The organism is Sphingomonas sp. ID1715 (genome assembly GCF_013044515.1).
Classification (GTDB): Bacteria; Pseudomonadota; Alphaproteobacteria; order Sphingomonadales; family Sphingomonadaceae; genus Sphingomonas_B.
This window is the reverse complement of record NZ_JABEPR010000007.1, coordinates 154072-172770: the sequence shown is the minus strand read 5'-3', so window position 1 is coordinate 172770 and position 18699 is coordinate 154072. Positions and strand designations below refer to the sequence as shown.

The following is an 18699-nucleotide window of genomic DNA, read 5'->3' as shown; positions in this document are numbered from 1 at the left end:
GAGTCAATGGACTGCCCGTTGAATCGGTCTCTCGTGGTGGCGTTGGATCACTTCGTTATCTATTGATCGACCTTTTATAGACCCCTTCCGAAATCGCCGAAGCGTTTCAGCCCAAGGGCCAGATTCCGAATGTGACATGTTCGATAGAATCGATGCAGTATACCTAGAGTAGGACTCAAAGCTACTTCGGATTAAAGGCTCGTAAGGGCCAAGCTTAGCTGAAACAGGAACCTCCCTATTGCACGTGATAGGATTGAAGATTTCCGCTCGAACACTGATCGGTGCCGCTTCGAAGCGCTTAAACTCGTGGAAGATAGAAGGGATGACTGGCCCAAATTCCCACGCCTCGAAGTCTTGTCTAATGAGCGGCTTACCTACGGTAACTAGAAAGTCGGCGTGACAGAAATACAGCAGCTTTTGAAGCTTCATAGGGGATACTGATATCCCCGCTTTGTCGGCCCAATCCAATATAAGGTTGGCAAGGGACTTCGCATCCACCGCCTCAAAACCAGGAGTATCTATCAGGGGTCTACGCCCCGCTACGTCCATCGCCCTGCTCCCTACCTGCGGTCTTCCATAGCATAGACGGAACGTCGCCTTTTCACCGTATTCTCAGCGAGACAAGTACCATCTATCCAAGCGATGAGAACATATCAAGAACGGTAAAACTTTTGTGGAAAACTGTGGCGCCTTTGTCGCAGCCGCAGATGCTGCACACACGTGCAAACTCCCACCACTCCGACCCAGAACGACCCTAAAGAAGTTAAGGTCTTGCGGCATGCCTCGCCGTCGCGCATTCCGGCTCCAGCGGAAATCCAAGGGCAAGCAGATGAAAAAGATCAGCATTTTCAACAATAAGGGCGGGGTCGGCAAAACCACCTACATGTATCACGTCGCGCACCTTCTGGCAGAGAGGAGTCTCTGCGTCCTAATGGTAGATTGCGATAGTCAATGTAACCTGACAGCATACACCCTTTCCGACGCGGCGATTCGCAGGGCATGGTCGGCCGATGGAAATAGCATCTATCGTGCGATAGAGCCGGTCTATCGAACTACCGGCGACATTCGGAACCGAGCGCCGACCCCCGTGCCAAATGCGCGTGGAGACCTCCATATAATTCCCGGGGATTTGAGGCTCACAGATTTTGAAGACGTCCTGGGCGATACGTGGAGTGGCGCTCGCGGCGGAAGCGAGCCAGCCTTGCGCGCGCAGTCTGCGATCCATCGCTATATTAGCTGGGCAGCAGACAGAGTTTCTGCTGATTTAGTCCTCATCGATTTAGGGCCTAACTTGGGCGCTTTGAATCGAGCTGTCCTCGCCACCAGTGATTACTTCATTACTCCTGTTGCCCCGGACCTCTTCTCGATCCAAGGTACCGAAAATCTCGGCAACAAATTGATCTCTTGGCGGCGCGATTGGGATCTATGCAATGCCTCTTGGCATGATCCTACGCTGTCGATTCCCTCGGGTCAGCCAACCTACTTGGGCTACGTCATTCAGCGGCACAATTCGATCCAACTCCACTGGAATGACGGAGGGGTGGCAAATTTACGGTAACGAGCTTGAAGGTGCTATCAAGGAGAACATCGTCGATAAGCTAACGCCAATTGGACAAGTAGTTGCGTGGGAAGATGCCGACTACAAACTTGGTCAAATCCCTAATCTTCACAGTCTTATTCCGTATTCGATGGATGCCCGGAAACCTATATTTTACTGCAACTCTGGAGATGGCTTGAGAGGCGCACATATAGCGTCTGCTCGGGACTCGGCTGATCATTTTCAAGAGATAGTAGATACGCTCGAACAAGTGGCGGGATGGTGAAATCTCACCACCGCGCCAAGCTCACATCCGCCTGCGCTCCCGCTCGTCCGCGTAGGTCTAGCGGATCGGGTCCACGCCGGGTGGAGCGGGGGGCGGCTGTTGCGGACGAAGGCGGGCGCCATGTCGCGGCCGTGCATCCAAATAAATTGCTGGTCCACAGCCATAGCTGTTCCAGCATCACCGCCCTCAACGCGCTCACAAATGCCCGGCCCACCACGCCTCCGACACGATCGCGATCGGCACGCCGCTTTCGCGCAGGTCGACGGCCTTCATGATCTTGGTTCCGAAGCTTGAGTGCTTCCAGCTTTCGGTCGCGTACATGCCGATCACCAGCACGTCGGTGCTGCGGGTAAGGCTGCCGCACTCGCCGCCGCGCCCGGTCACGGCCGCTTGGCACTCCTTGCGCTGGCCGAAGTTGAAGGTGCCGGTGAAGCAGTAACGCCGATCCCTGAACGTCAGCGCCGGTGCCGGATCGCACAGCGGCAGGGTCGTCGCCTTCATCACCTCGCCCAGCTCGAAGTCGCGATTCGAAAAGCTGTTCAGCGTGTCGAGCAGGTCGCGGCATTCCTCGGGGTCGGCGATGCCGTCCGCGAGGATGAGGTTCACCCGCTGGTACAGGCGCCGCACCATCGGCTGGTCGCTGATCGCCATATTGGCCGCGAGCCACTTCTGCAGGAACTCGACCTCAGCCTGGTTGATCATCCCGTCCGCCGCGATCCCGCGCGCAAGGCCGACCAGCTCGTCAATCTGCCGATCGGTGATCCGATCGCCGCCGACCTGGTTGTAGAACTGCTCGCCCTGCATGCCCCCCCCGCCGTCACCCCGGACTTGATCCGGGGTCCACCTTCTTTCCCCGGCTGCAGCAGAAGGGAAGGTGGATGCCGGATCAAGCCCGGCACGACAGGCAAGAAGCATCAGGGCAGGTTCCTCGGCGGCGGCGCCTTACCCGGCGTCTTCAGCAAAGGTTCGAAGCCCCAATCCTCGGCCAGGTCCCGCCAGGACGGGTTAGCCTTTTCGATCAGCGCCAGCTTCCAGTCGCGACGCCAGTTCCCTTCGACAAGCTCAGGACAGGCTTCAGCTGCTTTTCGCGCGCGATCGCGCCTGTCATGTCGCCGCCTGCCCCGAAACAGACCAGACCTGTCCTGAGCCTGTCGAAGGGCGCTTGCAGCCATAGCGTTCCGTGAACCCCTGGAAGCTGCCCTCCCGATGCTGCCATACGCGGCCGAGCAGGTCCGAGGTGACGCCGATGTAAAGCGTGCCGCGAAAGCCGCTCGCCATGATGTAGACCGCAGGGAGCTTGTCGCCGTGCATCTCACAACCCCTGTTCGTCTTGGCGGACTTGATAGAAGCTAAGGTGGACCGCGGATCGAGTCCGGGGTGACGGAGGAGAATGAACGGTCCCGCTGGCAATCGCATGGGCCAGTATGCGGGCGAGCGACAAAATCCTGTCCTACACCGTGCCGACCGCGTTACATCGGAGCGGTCGGTGCTCCTCGGGCCCGGCGACATGTTGGAAAAGGGCGTTTTGCTGCGAACATTCGTGACCATTCGCGCTTTGCGTGCCCCGGTTCAGCCGCGCCGCGAGAGTGAATCCCGCGTCGGACGGTGCTTTCGGCACCGCCGGCCGATCGCGCCACCGGCGCTGGATTTAGCTTCGGCTAAATCCTAGCGTGGCGCGATGTGCAACGAAGTCCGTCGTCGGATCGCGCTAGGGCAGCTGCGCGAGGATTGGGGTCAGACGCGCATTCCCCTGGTCTTTCCGGAAGGGGCGCCCAACATGGCGCCGCTGGAAAGCATCCGCATCACCGATCCGGCCGTCATCATCCGCGCCGCCGGCGGTCCGGACCAGGCCGAGGCGGTCACCCGCCGCTGGAGCTGGCCCGGCACCCACGGCAAGCCGGTCTATAATTTCCGCTCCGATGGCCGCGAGTTCCGCTCCGGCCGCTGTCTCATACCAGTCGACGGCTTTTTCGAATTCACCGCGCCTGCGGACCCCAAGCAGAAGCGCAAGGACAAGTGGCTGTTCACCCTCGCCGACCATGACTGGTTCTGCATCGCAGGCCTGTGGCGCAGCGATCCGGCGGTGGGCGAGGCGTTCACCCTGCTCACCTGCCCGCCCGGACTTGACACCGCGCCTTATCACAGCCGCCAGATGGTCGTGCTCGGCCGCGACGCCTGGGCAAGCTGGCTCGACCCGGCCGTCCCCGCCGCGCAGCTCTGCCAGCCGCTCCCGGCCGGCAGCCTGCAGGTCAGCCGCGTTTGAACGGCGCCATCTCGCCCATGAACGCCGCCTCGCGCGCCACCGCCGCCCGCTCCCGCTCCAGAAAGTCGGCGATGGCGGCGCGGAAACCGGGATCGGGGATGAAGTGCGCGGACCAGGTCGGCACCGGCACATAGCCGCGGGCGAGCTTGTGCGAACCCTGCGCACCCGCCTCGACCGTCTGCAGCCCGCGCGCGATGGCGGCATCGATCGCCTGGTAATAGCAGAGCTCGAAATGGAGGAACGGCACTTCCTCGGTCGCGCCCCAATAGCGGCCATAGAGCGTGTCGGCGCCGATCAGGTTCAGCGCGCCGGCGATCGGCACCCCGTCGCGCAGCGCCAGGATCAGCAAAGTGCGGTCCGCCAGCCGCTCGCCGAGCAGGGAGAAGAAGCGGCGGGTGAGGTAGGGCCGGCCCCATTTCCGGGATCCGGTGTCCTGGTAAAAGGTCCAGAAGGCGTCCCAATGCGCCTCGGTCAGCTCCGCGCCAGTCAGGTGGCGGATCTCCAGCCCCTCGACCGCGGCGGCGCGCTCCTTGCGGATCGCCTTGCGCTTGCGGGAGGACAGGTCGGCGAGGAAGTCGTCGAAGCTCTGATAGCCGCGATTTTGCCAGTGGAACTGGCTGTCGGTGCGGATCAGCCAGCCGGCCGCCTCGAACAGCGGCACCTGATCCGGCGCGACGAAGGTGGCGTGGGCGGATGACAGCCCGCTCTGCACCGTCACCGCTTCGATCGCCGCGATCAGCTGCGGCGCCGCGCTCTCGTCGCGCAGCAGCAGCCGTGGACCGGGCACCGGTGAAAAGGGCACGGCAACCTGGAGCTTCGGGTAATAGCGGCCGCCCGCCCGCTCCCAGGCATCGGCCCAACTATGATCGAACACATATTCGCCCTGGCTGTGGCTCTTGGCATAGGCCGGCGCCACCGCCACCGGCCGCCCGTCCTCACCGTCGACGATGATCGGGATGGGCTGCCACCCCGTCCGCGCCGTCGCCGATCCGGACTCTTCGAGGGCGGACAGGAAAGCATGGCCGACGAACGGATTGCCGCTGCCGGCGCAGGCGTCCCAGTCGGCGGGGTCGATCGAGGCCACGCTCTGGCCGATCCGCGCCACGAACTCGGAGGAGGAATCGGCCATGGCATCGATGTAGGATGCCACTGCCGCCGCGGCTAGCGGCTGAGGACGATCAGCTCGGTCCGACGGTTCTCGAAGCGGCCTTGGCCGGTCTGGTTGGAAGCGACCGGGTTGCTCTCGCCGCCGCTCACCGCTTCGATCCGGTCCTCGTCCACCCCTTCGCCGGTCAGCGCCCTGGCGACGCTGCGCGCTCGGGCATAAGCGAGCCGCTGGTTGGGCAGCTCGCCGCCGCTCGCATCGGTATAGCCGACCACCCGCACCCGGGCATTGGGATATGCGTTCAGCACGCGCGCCAGATTCTCCAGCTCGTTTTCGTCATCGTCGCGGATGTCGAACCTTCCGGTGTCGAAGTTCAGCCGGTCGAAGCTGAACGTCTTCGGCGCCGCCTCCTGCGAGGCCAGATAGGCCTGTACGTCATAGGAGAGGGTATTCGGCGCCAGCTCGACCGTCTTGCCGTTGGGCAGCGCGACCGGTGCCGCGGCGGGCTCGGCAACACCGGTCTGGCTGGCGGCCGGGACGGTGGCGGCCGGTTCGGCCCCGTCCCGGTCCTGCAGCAGCACAACGAGCAAGATCAGAGCGAGCAGCCCGGCGAGGATCCACGGCAGCCATTTGCGCAGGTCGATGGGCGCCGCGCCGCCGCGGTGCGGCCGCCGCCCGTGGAGGATGTCGAGCGCGCGCTGGTTCAGCCGCACGCTGTCCGCCTCAACCCGGTCGATCAGGTCGGCCGCGACATAATGATGCTCGCCGTCCGGCGTGCTGTCCTTGGCCAGCTTCAGGCCGAAGCGGTCCGACTCATCGACATTGCCGATCCGCTGCCCGTCCGGCGTCAGCACCGGCATTCCGGGCCGGATCACATGCGGCTGAAGCATCGACACTCTCCCTGTTTTCTGCCGGGTAAACAGAAAAAGGGTCGAACGGTTTCCTTGGCGCGATCAGGCGATCCGGTCGCGCAGTTCCCGCTTCAGCACCTTGCCGATCGGGCTGCGCGGCAGCTGATCGACGGCGTGCAGCGCCGATAGCCGCTGCGTCTTGCCGAGCTTCGCATTGGCAGCGGCGAGCACGGCATCCTTGTCGCCGCCGTGAACAAGGACGGCGAAGCCGACCGGCGTCTCGCCCCAATCCGGGTGCGGCACGCCCACCACCGCGGCCTCGACCACGCCCGGCTCGGCCGCGAGCACGGCTTCCAGGTCCGACGGGTAGATGTTGAACCCGCCCGAGATGATCATGTCCTTGGTGCGGTCCATCAGGATCAGGAAGCCGTCCTCATCGAAGCGGCCGACATCGCCGTGGCGGATGAAGCGGCGGCCGTCGCCGTCGAACCATTCCGCGGCGCGGCTGGCCTCCTCCCGCCCCTTATAGCCGCTCATCATCATCGGCCCGCGCCCGACCACCTCGCCGACCCCGCCCGGTGGCACTTCCCTACCGCCCTCGTCGATCAGCTTCATCTCACTATTGGGCGCGACCCGGCCGACCGTATGGAGCTTGTCGGGAAACTCGTGCGCGACGAGCACGCAGGAGGCGCCACCTTCGGTCATGCCGTAAAACTCGATCAGCCCGCCCGGCCAGCGATCGAGAATGTCGCGCTTCAGCTCGGCCGCGAACGGCGCGCTGGTGCAGAATTTGAGGCGATAGCTGGAAAGGTCGAAGCGATCGAACTCGGGCAGCGCCATCAGCCGCCGATACTGGACCGGCACCAGCATCGTGTGGGTGACGCGGTAGCGTTCCGACAGCTCGAGGAACCGCAGCGCGTCGAACTTCTTCATCAGCACCACGCTGCCGCCAAAGCCGAGGCAAGGCAGAAAGCTGACCAAGGTCGTGTTGGAGTAGAGCGGCGTCGACAGCAGCGTCACCGCATTCCGGTCATACACCCCGGCACGCGCGAGATAGTTCCAGCGCATCTGGTGCGACTGGACGATGCCCTTGGGCGTGCCGGTCGTGCCCGACGAATAGATGATGTTGAACGGGTCGTCGGGGCCGATCTCGACCGGCGTGGCGCGGCTGCCTTCAACAGGAAGCCAGCCATCCAGGTCATGGAGCGAGATCCGCTCAACGCCGCCCGGCACCTCCAGCTGAATGTCAGGATCGGCGAAGAGGTGGCGCGCGCCGCTGTCCTTGAGCATGGCAGTCAGCGCTTCTGGCGAGGCGGAAGTGGTCAGCGGCGCCGCGGCGGCACCGGTGCGGATCGCGGCCAGGAACACCGCGCTATAGGCGATAGAGTTCAGTCCGACGATCGCCACCGCGTCGCCCTTGCCGACGCCATCCCCCTGCAGCCGCGCCGCGATCCGCTCGACCAGGGCATCCAGCTCGCCCCAGCTGATCGCGCGCTGCTCGTCGGCGATCGCGAGCTTGTCCGGCTGCTCGGCCGCCAGCGCCCGGAATAGCTCCGAATGGTCGGTGAAAGGCTCGGCGAGAAGTTCAGCGGACGAGCGTGACAAAGCTGTATCCCTCGTGGTCTTCGCGAGCGGCTTCCCGCCAGCCGGTGAAGGGGGGCACGATCGTGTCGCCTTCCGGGCTGCCATGCACCTCGGTCAGTTCGATCCGGTCGGCCAGGGGCTCGAACAGCCGGAAAATGTCCGCTCCGCCGACAACCGACACGCGCCCGCCATCGGCCAGTGCAAGCGCGTCATCAACGGTACACGCCACTTCAGCGCCTTCGGCTGACCAATCGCCGCGAGTCAGCACGATGTGACGGCGGCCCGGCAGCAGCTTCGGCAGGCTCTCGAACGTCTTGCGGCCCATGATCATCGGAGCGCCCAGTGTCAGCGCCTTGAATCGCTTCAGATCCTCGGGAATGCGCCAGGGAAGCGCCCCGTCTTTGCCGATCACGCCATTTTCGGCGCGGGCAATGACGAAGACCACTTCCGGCTTCACGCGCCGTGGCGGGTCTGGTTGAGCTGCGGCGCGCGATATTCGCCCTGTCGCTGCAGCATCCAGCCGGGGTATTCGGGCGGCAGCTTGCTCGCGGCATCGAGCTTGGCCAGCTCGTCGGCGGTGAGTTCCACTTCGGCGGCGGCAATGTTGTCGGTCAGCTGCTCGACCCGCTTCGCACCGACGATCACGCTGGACACGGCCGGCTGGTGCAGCAGCCAGGCGAGCGCGATCCGCGCGACCGAAACGCCGCGGGCCTCCGCGATCGGCTTCATGACGTCAATCACGTCATAGGCGCGGTCCTTGTTGACCGGCGGGAAGTCGAACCCCGCGCGGCGGCCGCCATCGCCCTTCTCATCCTCGCGGCTGTACTTGCCCGACAGCAGACCGCCGGCGAGCGGGCTCCAGACCATCAGGCCCACGCCCTCGCTCTGCAGCATCGGCACAATCTCGCGCTCGAGGTCGCGGCCGGCGATCGTATAATAGGCCTGCAGGGATTCGAACCGGGCGAGGTTCAGCCGCTCAGACGTGCCGAGCGCCTTCATGATCGACCAGGCCGCCCAGTTCGACACCCCGACATAGCGCACCAGTCCGCGCTGGACGAGATTGTCGAGCGCGCGCAGCGTCTCCTCGACCGGCGTCGCCGGATCCCAGCCGTGCATCTGGTAAAGGTCGATATGATCTAGCTGCAGCCGCTTCAGGCTGGCTTCGACCTGGTTCATGATGTGGTAGCGCGACAGGCCGCGGTCATTCGGGCCCTTGCCCATCGGCCCCATCGCCTTGGTCGCGACGACCACCTGATCCCGGGCGATGCCGAGGTTGCGGAGCGCCTGCCCTGTGATCTGCTCCGAAAGGCCCTCGGAATAAACGTTTGCCGTGTCGATGAAGTTGATACCGGAATCGATCGCGGTCTTCACCAGCGCATCGGAATCGGACTGGTCGAGTTGGCCGATCGCCGTCCACATGCCCTGCCCGCCGAACGTCATCGTGCCGAGGCAGAGTTCCGAGACATAGAGGCCGGTACGGCCGAGCTTGTTATAGCGCATGGGACAACTCCTCAGACGGCGACGGGAGCTGCGATGTGGGGGTGGGGATCGTAGCCGGCAACCGCGAAATCCTCGAGCCGGTAGTCGAAAATGCTGTCCGGCCGGCGGAGCAGCTCGAGCTTCGGGAAAGGGCGGGGTTCACGGGCGACCTGCTCGGCAACCAGATGCTCGTGGTTCAGATAGACGTGCACGTCGGCGCCCATCCAGACAATCTCGCCGGGCTCCAGATCGCATTGCTGGGCGAGCATCCGGAGGAGGAGGGCCGCCTCGAAAATGTTGAAGCCGAAGCCGAGACCCAGGTCGCAGCTGCGCTGATAGAGGATGCCCGACAGCCGGCCGTCCGCCACATGATATTGGTAGGTCATGTGGCACGGCGGCAGCGCCATGCGGTCGAGTTCGGCCACGTTCCAGCCGGTGAAGATGTGGCGGCGGGAGGCGGGATTGTGCCTCAGGCCATGCACCAGCGCCTCGATCTGGTTGATCGTGCCGCCCTTGCCATCGGGCCAGGCGACCCATTGCTTGCCATAGACCGGGCCGAGATCGCCCCATTCAGCAGCAAACGCGTCGTCTTCGACGATGCGCGCCTCGAACGCGTCCCGGTCGATCGCCTCGCCAGTTTCGCGGCGAAAGCGGTCGAGCGGCCAGTCGGTCCAGATATGCACGCCCTGTTGGACCAGCGGGCGGATATTGGTGTCGCCGGAGAGGAACCAGATCAGCTCCTTGACCGCCGATTTCCAGAAGATCCGCTTGGTGGTGAGCAGGGGTACGGTGCCGTTCGACAGGTCGAAGCGCATGGTGACGCCGAACAGCGAGCGCGTGCCGACGCCCGTGCGGTCGCGCCGCTCGCTGCCCTCGGCCCAGGCCCGCCGCATGGCGTCCAGATACTGCTTTTCCGGGTGAGTCATTGCGGCGGTCTTTGCGCGACCGGGCATGGCTCCACAAGCCGCTTGCAAGCGATGTAATGTTGTATCATCCTGCGCTCACGGTCCGCAGAGGCCGAGTCACAGGAGACGATGCCATGACCGCAGACGGATTCCTCAACCAACGCCAGCGCCATCCGGTCGCGATGGCCGCGGCAATCGCCATCAACCTCGCCGCGGTGACCGCCGTGCTGCTCGCCAAATCGGGCTATGTGGTCATCAAGCCCGATCCGTTCATACTCATCCATCCCACGGAGCCGCCGGTGCCAGAGCCCGTCACTGAGAAACAGCCCGAGATCAAACGGCCCACGAAGTCGCCGTTCGTTCCGCCGCGCGAGGTCCCGACCAAGGCCGAACCGAGCGATCCGACGATCGAAGGCACTGGCTCTTTGCCCCCGTTCGGAAACAGCGGCGCTGGAACAGGGACGCGCATAGAGCCGACGCCCACGCCGACCCAAACCGCCACGCCCCAACCGGTCACCGTGGGCGCCGAGCCGCTGCCGAGCGCGATCCGTGACTTCCAGCCGCCTTATCCCTCGCAGCTGCTCCGCACCGGGGTCGAAGGCAAGGCCGTCGTACGCGTGCTGATCGGCACCGATGGCCGGGTGAAGCAGGTCGCGATCATCTCCGCCGACGATCCGCTGTTCGCCGACGCGACCGAGCGGCAGGCGCTGCGCAAATGGCGCTTCAGGCCCGCGACTCGAGACGGCGTGGCGATCGAAAGCTGGAAACAGATGACCGTCCGGTTCGAGATCAAGAGCTGAGGCTGGCAAGCGGGGCACGGGCCGCCTATCTTCCCCCCATGTCCCGCTTCCACCGCTACAATCCCCTGACCGGGCTCAAGGACCTGCGCAGCTTCCTCGGCACGCGGCAAAAGCATGAGCTCGTCTTCGCCTTCCTGGCCGTGGTGGTGACGGTCACGATCATCGCTGGTTTCTATCTGGACTCCGGCGACCTGAAGAAGCCTTGGCAGCGCGACGTGCAATATGTCGAAAGCTGGCCGCTCAACCGCACCGACGCCGAGATCGTCGCCGCGCAGAAGACGGACGCCAAGAACCGCGCGATCCGCGAGGCCGCCGAGAAGAAGCGGCAGGAAGAGAATCGCCGCTCCTTGAAAAAGATCGACGACGCGCTGACGCGGTGGGGCTTCTGAGCGACGAAGCGCGCTGGATGGGCGCCGCGCTCGCGCTCGCGGAGCGCGGTCGCGGGCGAACCGCGCCCAATCCGAGCGTCGGCTGCGTGATCTTGAAGGACGGCCGGGTGATCGGCCGCGGCTGGACCCAGCCCGGCGGCCGCCCGCATGCCGAGGCGGTGGCCTTGGCGCAGGCCGGCGCTGAAGCGCGAGGCGCGACGCTCTACGTCACGCTCGAACCCTGTGCGCATGTGAGCGCCCGCGGTCCTGCCTGCGCCGAGCTGATCGTCGCGGCGGGTGTGAAGCGGGTCGCCGCCGCCATGCAGGATCCCGATCCGCGCACCTGCGGCCTCGGCTTCGAGCGCCTCCGCTCTGCTGGAATCGAGGTCGTATCGGGCATCCGGGAGGCGGAGGCGCGGGCCGCCATCGCCGGTTTCCTGGCGCGGCGGGCGCTTGGCCGACCGTTCGTCACCCTGAAGCTTGCAACGTCGCTCGACGGCTGCATCGCGCTTGCGGACGGCACCAGCCGTTGGATCACCGGCGCGCCGGCGCGGGCGCATGCGCATCTCGAACGGAGCCGGCACGAGGCGATCCTGGTCGGGCGCGGCACCTGGGAGGTGGATGCGCCGAAGCTGGACGTGCGGCTGGAGGGGCTGGAAGCGCAGTCGCCGATGCGTGTCGTCCTTTCCTCGTTCCCCGGCGAAGGCCGGGGCCGAACTTCGGAGCGCACTGGACCCCGGCCTTCGCCGGGGAACATCATTGATTCTCCCGACCAGATCGCCACCCTCCCCGGCGACCACCTCCTCGTCGAAGGCGGGGCGCAGACCGCAGCCGCCTTCCTGCGCGCCGAATTGGTGGATCGGCTCCTGCTCTACCGCGCGCCGATCCTGATCGGCGGCGGCAAGGCGTCGCTGGGCGACATCGGCCTTGCCGACCTCGCCGCAGCGCACGGGCGGTGGCAATTGGCGGACGCGCGGATGCTTGGCAGCGACCGGCTCGAAGTCTACGTGCGACAGCGCTGACATATGTTCACCGGAATCATCACCGACGTCGGGACCATCGAGTCCGTGGAGCAGCGGGGCGACACGCGCGCCGTCGTGCGGACCGCGTTCGACATGGCGACGGTCGATCTCGGCGCGTCGATCGCCTGCTCGGGCGTGTGCCTGACAGTGGTGGACAAGGGACCGGGCTGGTTCGCGGTCGACATTTCGGGCGAGACGATCAGACGCACCGCGCAGGGCCAATGGACCGCGGGTCGCAGCCTCAATCTCGAACGGGCGATGAAGCTGGGCGACGAACTGGGCGGCCATATCGTCACCGGCCATGTCGATGGCGTGGCCGAAGTGGTCGGCATCTGCCCGGAAGGCGACTCCAAGCGGATCGGCTTTCGAGTGTCTTCCGACCTAGCGCCGTTCATCGCGACCAAGGGCTCGATCACGATCGACGGCGTGTCGCTGACCGTCAACCAGGTCGCCGATCAGCCGGACGGCAGCACGCACTTCTCGATCAACCTGATCCCGCACACCCAGGCGGTGACCACGCTCGGCGCACTTGCCCAGGGCCAGGCCGTCAACATCGAGATCGACGTGCTCGCCCGCTACCTCCAGCGCATGGAATATTATCGTGGCAAATCCTGAAGTCAGCCGCCTGCGCCACGCCTATCTCTCCAGCCCCGAAGAGATCATCGACGAAGCGCGCAACGGCCGCATGTTCATCCTGGTCGATGACGAGGACCGGGAGAATGAAGGCGATCTGGTCATCCCCGCGCAGATGGCGACGCCGGACGCGATCAACTTCATGGCGAAGCACGGCCGGGGCCTGATCTGCCTGGCCTTGTCCAAGGCGCGCGTCGACCAGCTAGGTCTCAATCTGATGAGCCGCAACAACGGCACCCGGCACGAGACTGCCTTCACCGTGTCGATCGAGGCGCGCGAAGGCGTGACGACCGGCATCTCCGCCGCGGACCGGGCGCGCACCATCTCCGTCGCGATCGACGGCTCCAAGAGCGCGGACGACATCGTCACGCCGGGCCATGTGTTCCCGCTGGTCGCGCGCGACGGCGGCGTGCTGGTCCGCGCGGGCCACACGGAAGCGGCCGTCGACGTTTCGCGTCTCGCTGGCCTCAACCCGTCCGGCGTGATCTGCGAGATCATGAAGGACGACGGGACGATGGCGCGTCTCGACGACCTCATCGCCTTCGCGCAGCTTCACAACCTCAAGATCGGCACCATCCGCGACCTGATTGCCTATCGCCGCCGCCACGACCATCTGGTCGAGCGCCGCGCGGAGATGACCTTCCAGAGCCGCTGGGGCGGCGACTGGAAGGCGGTCACCTTCGTCAACAAGGTCACCGGCGACGAGCTGATCGCGCTGCAGAAAGGCCGCATCGATCCGGCCAAGCCGACGCTGGTGCGCATGCATACCATGTCGATGTTCGTCGATGTGTTCGGCGAAGAGAGTGAGCGCGCCGGGCTGCTGTCCAAGTCGATGGAAGCGATCGGCGAAGCGGGCGCTGGCGTGATCGTCGTCATCAACAAGCCGATGAAGGGCATCGTCAGCCGGTTCATGCAGCTGCGTGCCGAGGGCAAGGGCGCTGGCGCGCCCGAGGTTGAGGAGCTGCGCGATTACGGCATCGGCGCGCAGATCCTGGCCGAGCTCGGCGTGCACGACATGGTGCTGCTGACCAACACGCACCACACGCTTGTGGGCCTCGAAGGCTATGGCCTGTCGATCGTCGGCGAACAGGCGATCCCCGGAACGGGCGGAGAATAATGGCCAATATCCTCATCGTCGAAGCGCGCTTCTACGAGCATCTGAACGACCTGCTGCTGGACGGCGTCCGCACGGCGCTGGACGCCGCAGGGCATAGCCACGAAACGGTGACGGTGCCCGGCGCACTGGAAGTGCCGGGGGCGATCGCGCTGGCGGCAGAGACGGGGCGCTATGACGCCTTTGTCGCACTCGGCGTGGTGATCCGCGGCGAAACCTATCATTTCGAGGTCGTCTCGAACGAAAGTGCGCGGGGCATCATGGCGCTGACGCTCGACGGGCTCGCAATCGGCAATGGTATATTGACGGTCGAGAACGAAGCCCAGGCGCTCGCCCGCGCCCGCCGCACGGAAAAAGACAAAGGGGGCGAAGCGGCCAAGGCGGCGCTCGCCATGCTGGCGCTGCGGCACAGGTTCGCAAACTAAGCGCTCGGTCCTGAGCGGAGTGCAGCGAAGTCGAAGGGCGTCGGTGCCACGCCCCTCGACTACGCTCGGGACGAGCGAAGAGTGACGTGCATGGGATGGGTTGTTAACCGCAACACGCTTTAGCTACACTCCTGTCAGTTAGTCGGGAGTCCGCTTGTGGCCCATGCGCACACCATTGAGGCCAATCCGCACTGGCTTCCGCTCAATCCGAAGCGCGCGGTGGAGCATATCCCGGGCGAGGATGGCTGGCCGTTCGTCGGCAACACGCTGAAATTGCTGAAGGACCCGCTCCGGTTCGGCAACCGCATGGTCGCGACCTACGGACAGGTCTATCGCAACAATGCGTTCGGCGGGCCGACCATTCAACTGGTCGGGCCGGAAGCGAACGAGCTGGTATTGTTCGATCGCGACAGGCTCTTTTCGTCCGAACAGGGCTGGGGCCCGATGCTCAACCTGCTTTTCCCGCGTGGGCTGATGCTGATGGACTTCGACAAGCATCGCGCCGACCGCCGGACATTGTCGGTGGCGTTCAAGCCCGAGCCGATGCGGCATTATGCCGAGCAGCTCAACCGCGGCATCGCGCGCGCGGTCACCGAGTGGCAGGGCAAGCCGATCCGCTTCTACGACGCGATCAAGGCGCTGAGCCTCGATCTTGCCGCGGAAAGCTTTCTCGGCATGGAGCTTGGGCCCGAGGCGACGAAGATCAACAAGGCGTTCGTGGACGAGGTGCAGGCTTCGGTCGCGCCGATCCGCGTGCCGGTGCCGGGCACGGCCATGCACAAGGGCGTCAAGGCGCGCGAATATCTGATGGACCTGTTCCTGCGCGAAATCCCGAAGCGCCGCAGCGGCGACGGCCAGGATTTCTTCTCGCTCTTCTGCCGGGCGACCGACGAGGAGGGCAAGCCGCTCTCCAATCAGGCGATCGCCGACCATATGAACTTCCTGATGATGGCGGCGCACGACACCATCACCTCGTCCGCGACCAGCCTGATCATGATGCTCGGCCGTAATGCCGAGTGGCAGGACAAGCTGCGCGAGGAGATCGCATCGCTCGGCCTGAACGACGATGAGGGCGTGCCCTATGGCCAGCTCGATCGGCTGGTGCTGACCGAATATGCGTTCAAGGAAGCACTGCGCATGGTACCGCCGGTGCCTTCCATGCCGCGCCGGGCGCTGCGCGACTTCGAGTTCGGCGGCTACAAAATTCCTGCCGGCACGTTCGTCGGGATCAGCATCGCCTACACGCACCGGATGCCGGAACATTGGCCGGAGCCGGAGAAATTCGACCCGATGCGCTTCACGCCCGAAGGGTCGCGCGGACGGCACAAATATGCCTGGGTGCCGTTCGGCGGCGGCGCGCATATGTGCCTGGGTCTGCACTTTGCGACGATGCAGGTGCGCATTCTGATCGCGCAGATCCTGCGCCGCTACCGGATCGAACTGGGACCCGGCGCCGGCGAGACGTGGCAATATTTCCCGATCCCGCGGCCGCGAGATGGGCTTCCCGTGCGGTTCGTGCCGATTTCTTGATCCTCCCCGGCACAGGGAGGTGGACCGCGACGCGAAGCGGCGTGGTGGAGGGGGCCCTTGGCAGAATGCCCCACCCTTGGGCCCCCTCCACCAGCCTTCGGCTGGTCCCCCTCCCCGTTCCGGGGAGGATTGTTCAGGCCGCTTCCCGCTCCAGCGTCGGATAATCGATATAGCCCTCGGGGCCCCGGCTGTACCAAGTGGCCATGTTGTCGGGCGTCAGCTCCGCCCCGGTGCGGAGCCGTTCGACTAGGTCCGGATTGGAAATGAACGGCCGCCCGAAGGCGATTGCGTCGGCGATGCCGCTGTCCAGTGCGGCCTGCGCCGATTCTCCGGTGAAGTCCTGGTTCAGCACGAGCGGCCCGCCGAACACCGGTCGGATGAGCGGCGACACCTTGGGCTCGTCCGATGCGCCGAAGGTGCCGTCCGGCCCCAGCTCGCGGAGTTCCAGAAAGGCGATGCCGATCTCGCTCAGTGCCTTGGCGGCAAGCGGAAAGACCGCGCCGGGATTGCTGTCCTCGACGCCCTGGCTGTTGCCGTTGGGCGACAGGCGCACGGCCGTGCGATCAGCGCCGATCTCGCTCGCAACCGTTTCCGTCACTTCGCGAAGCAGGCGAATGCGGTTCTCTGGCGAGCCGCCATAGGCATCGGTTCGGAAATTGGCATTGTCCCGCAGGAATTCGTCGATCAGATAGCCATTGGCGGCATGGATCTGGACGCCATCGAAGCCGGCCGCCTTCGCATTGCGGGTGGCGCGGCGGTAATCGTCGAGCAGCCGCGGGACCTCGGTCACGTCGAGCGACCGCGCCTCTTCATAGGGCTTCTTGCCGTCATAGGTGTGCGCCTTCAGCGGCAAGGGCGCAGTCGTCGCCGAGGACGAGACCGGCTTTTCGCCGCCCAGGAAATCGGGATGCACCAGCCGGCCCATGTGCCAGAGCTGCACGAAGATGCGGCCGCCGGCGCGGTGTACTGCCTCCGTCACCGGCTTCCACGCCTCGGTCTGCTCGTCGGACCAGATTCCGGGCGCAAAGGGCCAGCCCAGCCCTTCCTGGCTGATTCCTGTCGCTTCGGTGATCAGCAGGCCGGCCGAAGCGCGCTGCGCATAATAAGTCGGCATCAGGTCGCTGGGCACATGCTCGCGGCTCGAGCGGCCGCGGGTGAGCGGCGCCATTAGCACGCGGTTGGGGGCGCTCACCGCGCCAATCTGTATCGGATCGAACAGGCTCGCCATCTTCGGGTCTCCTTTTGCACGGGCGAGATAGGGGTCTATGGGGCCGCATGCACGGGTCCGATCGTCCAAGAAAAAGTTTCGGGGGTGTAAGCAGCTTCGCTTTCGCGGCGCTGCTGGGCGGCAATATCGCGCTGGCGTTCGGGCCATTGTTCGTGCGGCTAGCGGACACGGAGGCGCATGTCGGCCCGGTCGCGGCCGCCTTCTGGCGGCTCGCATTGGCCGCGCCCGTCCTCCTGCTGCTGACGCGCGGCAGTGGACAATCGATCGGTCGCATCGGCAAGGCAATGGTCGCCGCGATCGCCTTGGGCGGCATCTTCTTCGCCGCCGATCTCGGCTCCTGGCATCTGGGCATCTTAAAGACCAAGCTGGCCAATGCGACCCTGCTCGGCAACTCGGCGAGCCTGATCTTCCCGCTTTACGGCTTCCTGATCGCGCGCACCTGGCCGACGCGCGGCCAGTCGCTTGCGCTCTTGCTGGCCCTGGCCGGAGGGGTGCTGCTCCTCGGCCGCTCCTATGAGCTGTCGCACCAGAACCTGATCGGCGACCTGCTCTGCCTGCTCGCCGGCTTCCTCTACACCTTTTACCTGATCGCGATCGATCGGGCGCGCGCGAGCCTGCAGGCCTGGCCGGTGCTGGCGCTGTCGACAATCGCCGGCATCCTGCCGCTGCTGCTGTTCGCAAAGCTGCTCGGCGAGACGGTGTGGCCACAGGCCTGGGGGCCGCTGATCGGCCTGGCGCTCGGCAGCCAGCTGATCGGCCAGGGGCTGCTCGTTTTCGCCATGGGCCATGTGCGGCCGCTGGTCACGGGTCTCGCATTCCTGACCCAGCCCGTGGTCGCCGCGGCGATCGGCTGGGCGCTCTACGGCGAAGCACTCGCTCCGCTCGACTGGTTGGGTGTCGCCCTGATCGCGGCCGCGATGGTGCTGGTCAGGAGGCCGGCGACAGATCCCTTGCCGCCGGCCGACTGAGAGTTACCGCGGCAGGTAGAATTGCGTGACCATGCAATAGAGCATGGGGATCGACAGCAAGGTGTTGATGCGGCTGAACATCATCGCCGTGGTCGCGGCCTTCGCCTTGGTGTCGGCATCGGCTTCGACGATCCCGAGCGCCTTTTTCTGGTTCGGCCAGATCACGAACCACACGTTGAACGCCATGATCAGCGCCAGCCACATGCCCAGGCCGATCACGCGATAGCCTTCCTGGAAGCTCAACGCCTGGCCGATATAGGGTCCGTTCGGTCCCGGCATGCCCGCGATGGAGAGACCGGTCAGCACCGTGAACAGCGCACCGTAACGGAAGAACCAGAGCGCGGACGGCGCGATATATTTGGACACGCCCGGCTTCAGTTCGGCCGGCACCTTCGGCATGGTCGGGATCTGCACGAAGTTGAAATAGTAAAGCAGGCCGATCCAGATGATGCCGAACCAGACGTGCAGGAAGCGGAACAGATAGTTCGCATATTGCCCGTCGAACGCATCGGCATGGAACGCGAAGATCACGACCAGCAGCAGTGCGAAGCCGGTGGCGAGCACCGCATGCAGGTTGGAGAAGAATTTGGCCATGAGACGC

General features: G+C 65.1%; 20 protein-coding genes and 1 pseudogene. 10 read left to right on the top strand and 11 right to left on the bottom strand.

Annotated features, from left to right (window positions below):
- Positions 1-3 precede the first annotated feature (3 nt).
- A complete protein-coding gene (locus HJG53_RS19210) occupies positions 4-429 on the bottom strand; it encodes a Panacea domain-containing protein (RefSeq protein WP_368039596.1) in 426 nt (141 codons plus the stop codon).
- Between the two features lie 400 nt (positions 430-829).
- Between HJG53_RS19210 and HJG53_RS15735 the strand changes: the two genes are divergently transcribed.
- Positions 830-1558, top strand: a complete 729-nt coding sequence (locus HJG53_RS15735; protein ID WP_217352887.1) for a ParA family protein — start codon at positions 830-832, stop codon at positions 1556-1558.
- Positions 1559-2018: 460 nt separating this feature from the next.
- Here HJG53_RS15735 and HJG53_RS15730 read toward each other — a convergent pair whose 3' ends face one another.
- The gene (locus HJG53_RS15730) at positions 2019-2627 is read right to left on the bottom strand and encodes a BRCT domain-containing protein (RefSeq protein ID WP_171132245.1); all 609 of its coding nucleotides are present in this window, start codon (positions 2625-2627) and stop codon (positions 2019-2021) included.
- A gap of 110 nt (positions 2628-2737) precedes the next feature.
- Positions 2738-3134, bottom strand: a pseudogene (locus HJG53_RS15725) (GIY-YIG nuclease family protein).
- A 367-nt stretch (positions 3135-3501) separates the two neighbouring features.
- On the opposite strand from HJG53_RS15725, the gene HJG53_RS15720 reads away from it, so the two are divergent.
- Positions 3502-4086: an SOS response-associated peptidase family protein gene (locus HJG53_RS15720; protein WP_171132243.1), complete on the top strand. Its 585-nt coding sequence runs from the start codon at positions 3502-3504 to the stop codon at positions 4084-4086.
- Here HJG53_RS15720 and HJG53_RS15715 read toward each other — a convergent pair.
- The 6 genes from HJG53_RS15715 to thyA form a co-directional block, all read right to left on the bottom strand.
- Positions 4073-5215 carry a GNAT family N-acetyltransferase gene (locus HJG53_RS15715; protein ID WP_171132241.1) on the bottom strand — a complete coding sequence of 381 codons (1143 nt, stop codon included), beginning with the start codon at positions 5213-5215 and terminating at the stop codon, positions 4073-4075. The genes HJG53_RS15720 and HJG53_RS15715 overlap by 14 nt on opposite strands.
- A gap of 32 nt (positions 5216-5247) precedes the next feature.
- Positions 5248-6081 (bottom strand): OmpA family protein, encoded by an 834-nt coding sequence (locus tag HJG53_RS15710; protein ID WP_171132239.1) that lies wholly within the window; start codon positions 6079-6081, stop codon positions 5248-5250.
- Positions 6082-6144: 63 nt separating this feature from the next.
- Positions 6145-7731, bottom strand: coding sequence for a class I adenylate-forming enzyme family protein (locus HJG53_RS15705; protein WP_171132237.1), 1587 nt, complete (start codon positions 7729-7731; stop codon positions 6145-6147).
- On the bottom strand, positions 7628-8083 hold the full coding sequence (locus HJG53_RS15700; RefSeq protein ID WP_171132236.1) for a dihydrofolate reductase: 456 nt from the start codon (positions 8081-8083) through the stop codon (positions 7628-7630). The genes HJG53_RS15705 and HJG53_RS15700 overlap by 104 nt, the downstream gene beginning before the upstream one ends.
- Positions 8080-9126 (bottom strand): aldo/keto reductase, encoded by a 1047-nt coding sequence (locus HJG53_RS15695; RefSeq protein ID WP_171132234.1) that lies wholly within the window; start codon positions 9124-9126, stop codon positions 8080-8082. Before HJG53_RS15695 ends, HJG53_RS15700 begins: the two co-directional genes overlap by 4 nt.
- An 11-nt stretch (positions 9127-9137) precedes the next feature.
- A complete protein-coding gene (thyA, locus tag HJG53_RS15690; RefSeq protein ID WP_254447825.1) occupies positions 9138-10058 on the bottom strand; it encodes a thymidylate synthase in 921 nt (306 codons plus the stop codon).
- Between the two features lie 86 nt (positions 10059-10144).
- Here thyA and HJG53_RS15685 point away from each other — a divergent pair, with 86 nt between their 5' ends.
- From HJG53_RS15685 to HJG53_RS15655, 7 genes are all read left to right on the top strand, one after another.
- On the top strand, positions 10145-10810 hold the full coding sequence (locus HJG53_RS15685) for an energy transducer TonB (protein WP_171132230.1): 666 nt from the start codon (positions 10145-10147) through the stop codon (positions 10808-10810).
- 38 nt (positions 10811-10848) lie between these two features.
- Complete coding sequence (locus HJG53_RS15680) at positions 10849-11199, top strand: hypothetical protein (protein WP_171132228.1); 351 nt, start codon at positions 10849-10851, stop codon at positions 11197-11199.
- A gap of 17 nt (positions 11200-11216) precedes the next feature.
- On the top strand, positions 11217-12200 hold the full coding sequence (ribD, locus tag HJG53_RS15675) for a bifunctional diaminohydroxyphosphoribosylaminopyrimidine deaminase/5-amino-6-(5-phosphoribosylamino)uracil reductase RibD (RefSeq protein WP_171132308.1): 984 nt from the start codon (positions 11217-11219) through the stop codon (positions 12198-12200).
- 3 nt (positions 12201-12203) lie between these two features.
- Positions 12204-12815 carry a riboflavin synthase gene (locus HJG53_RS15670; RefSeq protein WP_171132226.1) on the top strand — a complete coding sequence of 204 codons (612 nt, stop codon included), beginning with the start codon at positions 12204-12206 and terminating at the stop codon, positions 12813-12815.
- Complete coding sequence (gene ribB, locus HJG53_RS15665) at positions 12799-13950, top strand: 3,4-dihydroxy-2-butanone-4-phosphate synthase (RefSeq protein WP_171132306.1); 1152 nt, start codon at positions 12799-12801, stop codon at positions 13948-13950. The genes HJG53_RS15670 and ribB overlap by 17 nt, the downstream gene beginning before the upstream one ends.
- Entirely contained in the window at positions 13950-14372 is a 423-nt protein-coding gene (gene ribH / locus HJG53_RS15660) for a 6,7-dimethyl-8-ribityllumazine synthase (protein WP_171132224.1), read from the top strand. The genes ribB and ribH overlap by 1 nt, the downstream gene beginning before the upstream one ends.
- 156 nt (positions 14373-14528) lie before the next feature.
- Complete coding sequence (locus tag HJG53_RS15655) at positions 14529-15902, top strand: cytochrome P450 (protein ID WP_171132222.1); 1374 nt, start codon at positions 14529-14531, stop codon at positions 15900-15902.
- A gap of 133 nt (positions 15903-16035) precedes the next feature.
- Here the strand turns inward: HJG53_RS15655 and HJG53_RS15650 are convergent, their stop codons facing one another.
- Positions 16036-17130 carry an alkene reductase gene (locus HJG53_RS15650; protein ID WP_171132220.1) on the bottom strand — a complete coding sequence of 365 codons (1095 nt, stop codon included), beginning with the start codon at positions 17128-17130 and terminating at the stop codon, positions 16036-16038.
- Positions 17131-17177: 47 nt separating this feature from the next.
- Here HJG53_RS15650 and HJG53_RS15645 point away from each other — a divergent pair, with 47 nt between their 5' ends.
- Entirely contained in the window at positions 17178-18098 is a 921-nt protein-coding gene (locus tag HJG53_RS15645; RefSeq protein ID WP_171132218.1) for a DMT family transporter, read from the top strand.
- Positions 18099-18101: 3 nt separating this feature from the next.
- Here HJG53_RS15645 and HJG53_RS15640 read toward each other — a convergent pair whose 3' ends face one another.
- Positions 18102-18692, bottom strand: a complete 591-nt coding sequence (locus HJG53_RS15640; RefSeq protein ID WP_171132216.1) for a urate hydroxylase PuuD — start codon at positions 18690-18692, stop codon at positions 18102-18104.
- Positions 18693-18699 lie beyond the last annotated feature (7 nt).

What these genes read in the sequence shown, in the direction of transcription:
- HJG53_RS19210 (WP_368039596.1), bottom strand. Translation starts at nt 429, where the DNA reads ATGAAGCTTCAAAAGCTGCTGTATTTCTGTCACGCCGACTTTCTAGTT.
- HJG53_RS15735 (WP_217352887.1), top strand. Translation starts at nt 830, where the DNA reads ATGAAAAAGATCAGCATTTTCAACAATAAGGGCGGGGTCGGCAAAACC.
- HJG53_RS15730 (WP_171132245.1), bottom strand. Translation starts at nt 2,627, where the DNA reads ATGCAGGGCGAGCAGTTCTACAACCAGGTCGGCGGCGATCGGATCACC.
- HJG53_RS15720 (WP_171132243.1), top strand. Translation starts at nt 3,502, where the DNA reads ATGTGCAACGAAGTCCGTCGTCGGATCGCGCTAGGGCAGCTGCGCGAG.
- HJG53_RS15715 (WP_171132241.1), bottom strand. Translation starts at nt 5,215, where the DNA reads ATGGCCGATTCCTCCTCCGAGTTCGTGGCGCGGATCGGCCAGAGCGTG.
- HJG53_RS15710 (WP_171132239.1), bottom strand. Translation starts at nt 6,081, where the DNA reads ATGCTTCAGCCGCATGTGATCCGGCCCGGAATGCCGGTGCTGACGCCG.
- HJG53_RS15705 (WP_171132237.1), bottom strand. Translation starts at nt 7,731, where the DNA reads ATGGCAGCCCGGAAGGCGACACGATCGTGCCCCCCTTCACCGGCTGGC.
- HJG53_RS15695 (WP_171132234.1), bottom strand. Translation starts at nt 9,126, where the DNA reads ATGCGCTATAACAAGCTCGGCCGTACCGGCCTCTATGTCTCGGAACTC.
- thyA (WP_254447825.1), bottom strand. Translation starts at nt 10,058, where the DNA reads ATGCCCGGTCGCGCAAAGACCGCCGCAATGACTCACCCGGAAAAGCAG.
- HJG53_RS15685 (WP_171132230.1), top strand. Translation starts at nt 10,145, where the DNA reads ATGACCGCAGACGGATTCCTCAACCAACGCCAGCGCCATCCGGTCGCG.
- HJG53_RS15680 (WP_171132228.1), top strand. Translation starts at nt 10,849, where the DNA reads ATGTCCCGCTTCCACCGCTACAATCCCCTGACCGGGCTCAAGGACCTG.
- ribD (WP_171132308.1), top strand. Translation starts at nt 11,217, where the DNA reads ATGGGCGCCGCGCTCGCGCTCGCGGAGCGCGGTCGCGGGCGAACCGCG.
- HJG53_RS15670 (WP_171132226.1), top strand. Translation starts at nt 12,204, where the DNA reads ATGTTCACCGGAATCATCACCGACGTCGGGACCATCGAGTCCGTGGAG.
- ribH (WP_171132224.1), top strand. Translation starts at nt 13,950, where the DNA reads ATGGCCAATATCCTCATCGTCGAAGCGCGCTTCTACGAGCATCTGAAC.
- HJG53_RS15650 (WP_171132220.1), bottom strand. Translation starts at nt 17,130, where the DNA reads ATGGCGAGCCTGTTCGATCCGATACAGATTGGCGCGGTGAGCGCCCCC.
- HJG53_RS15645 (WP_171132218.1), top strand. Translation starts at nt 17,178, where the DNA reads ATGCACGGGTCCGATCGTCCAAGAAAAAGTTTCGGGGGTGTAAGCAGC.
- HJG53_RS15640 (WP_171132216.1), bottom strand. Translation starts at nt 18,692, where the DNA reads ATGGCCAAATTCTTCTCCAACCTGCATGCGGTGCTCGCCACCGGCTTC.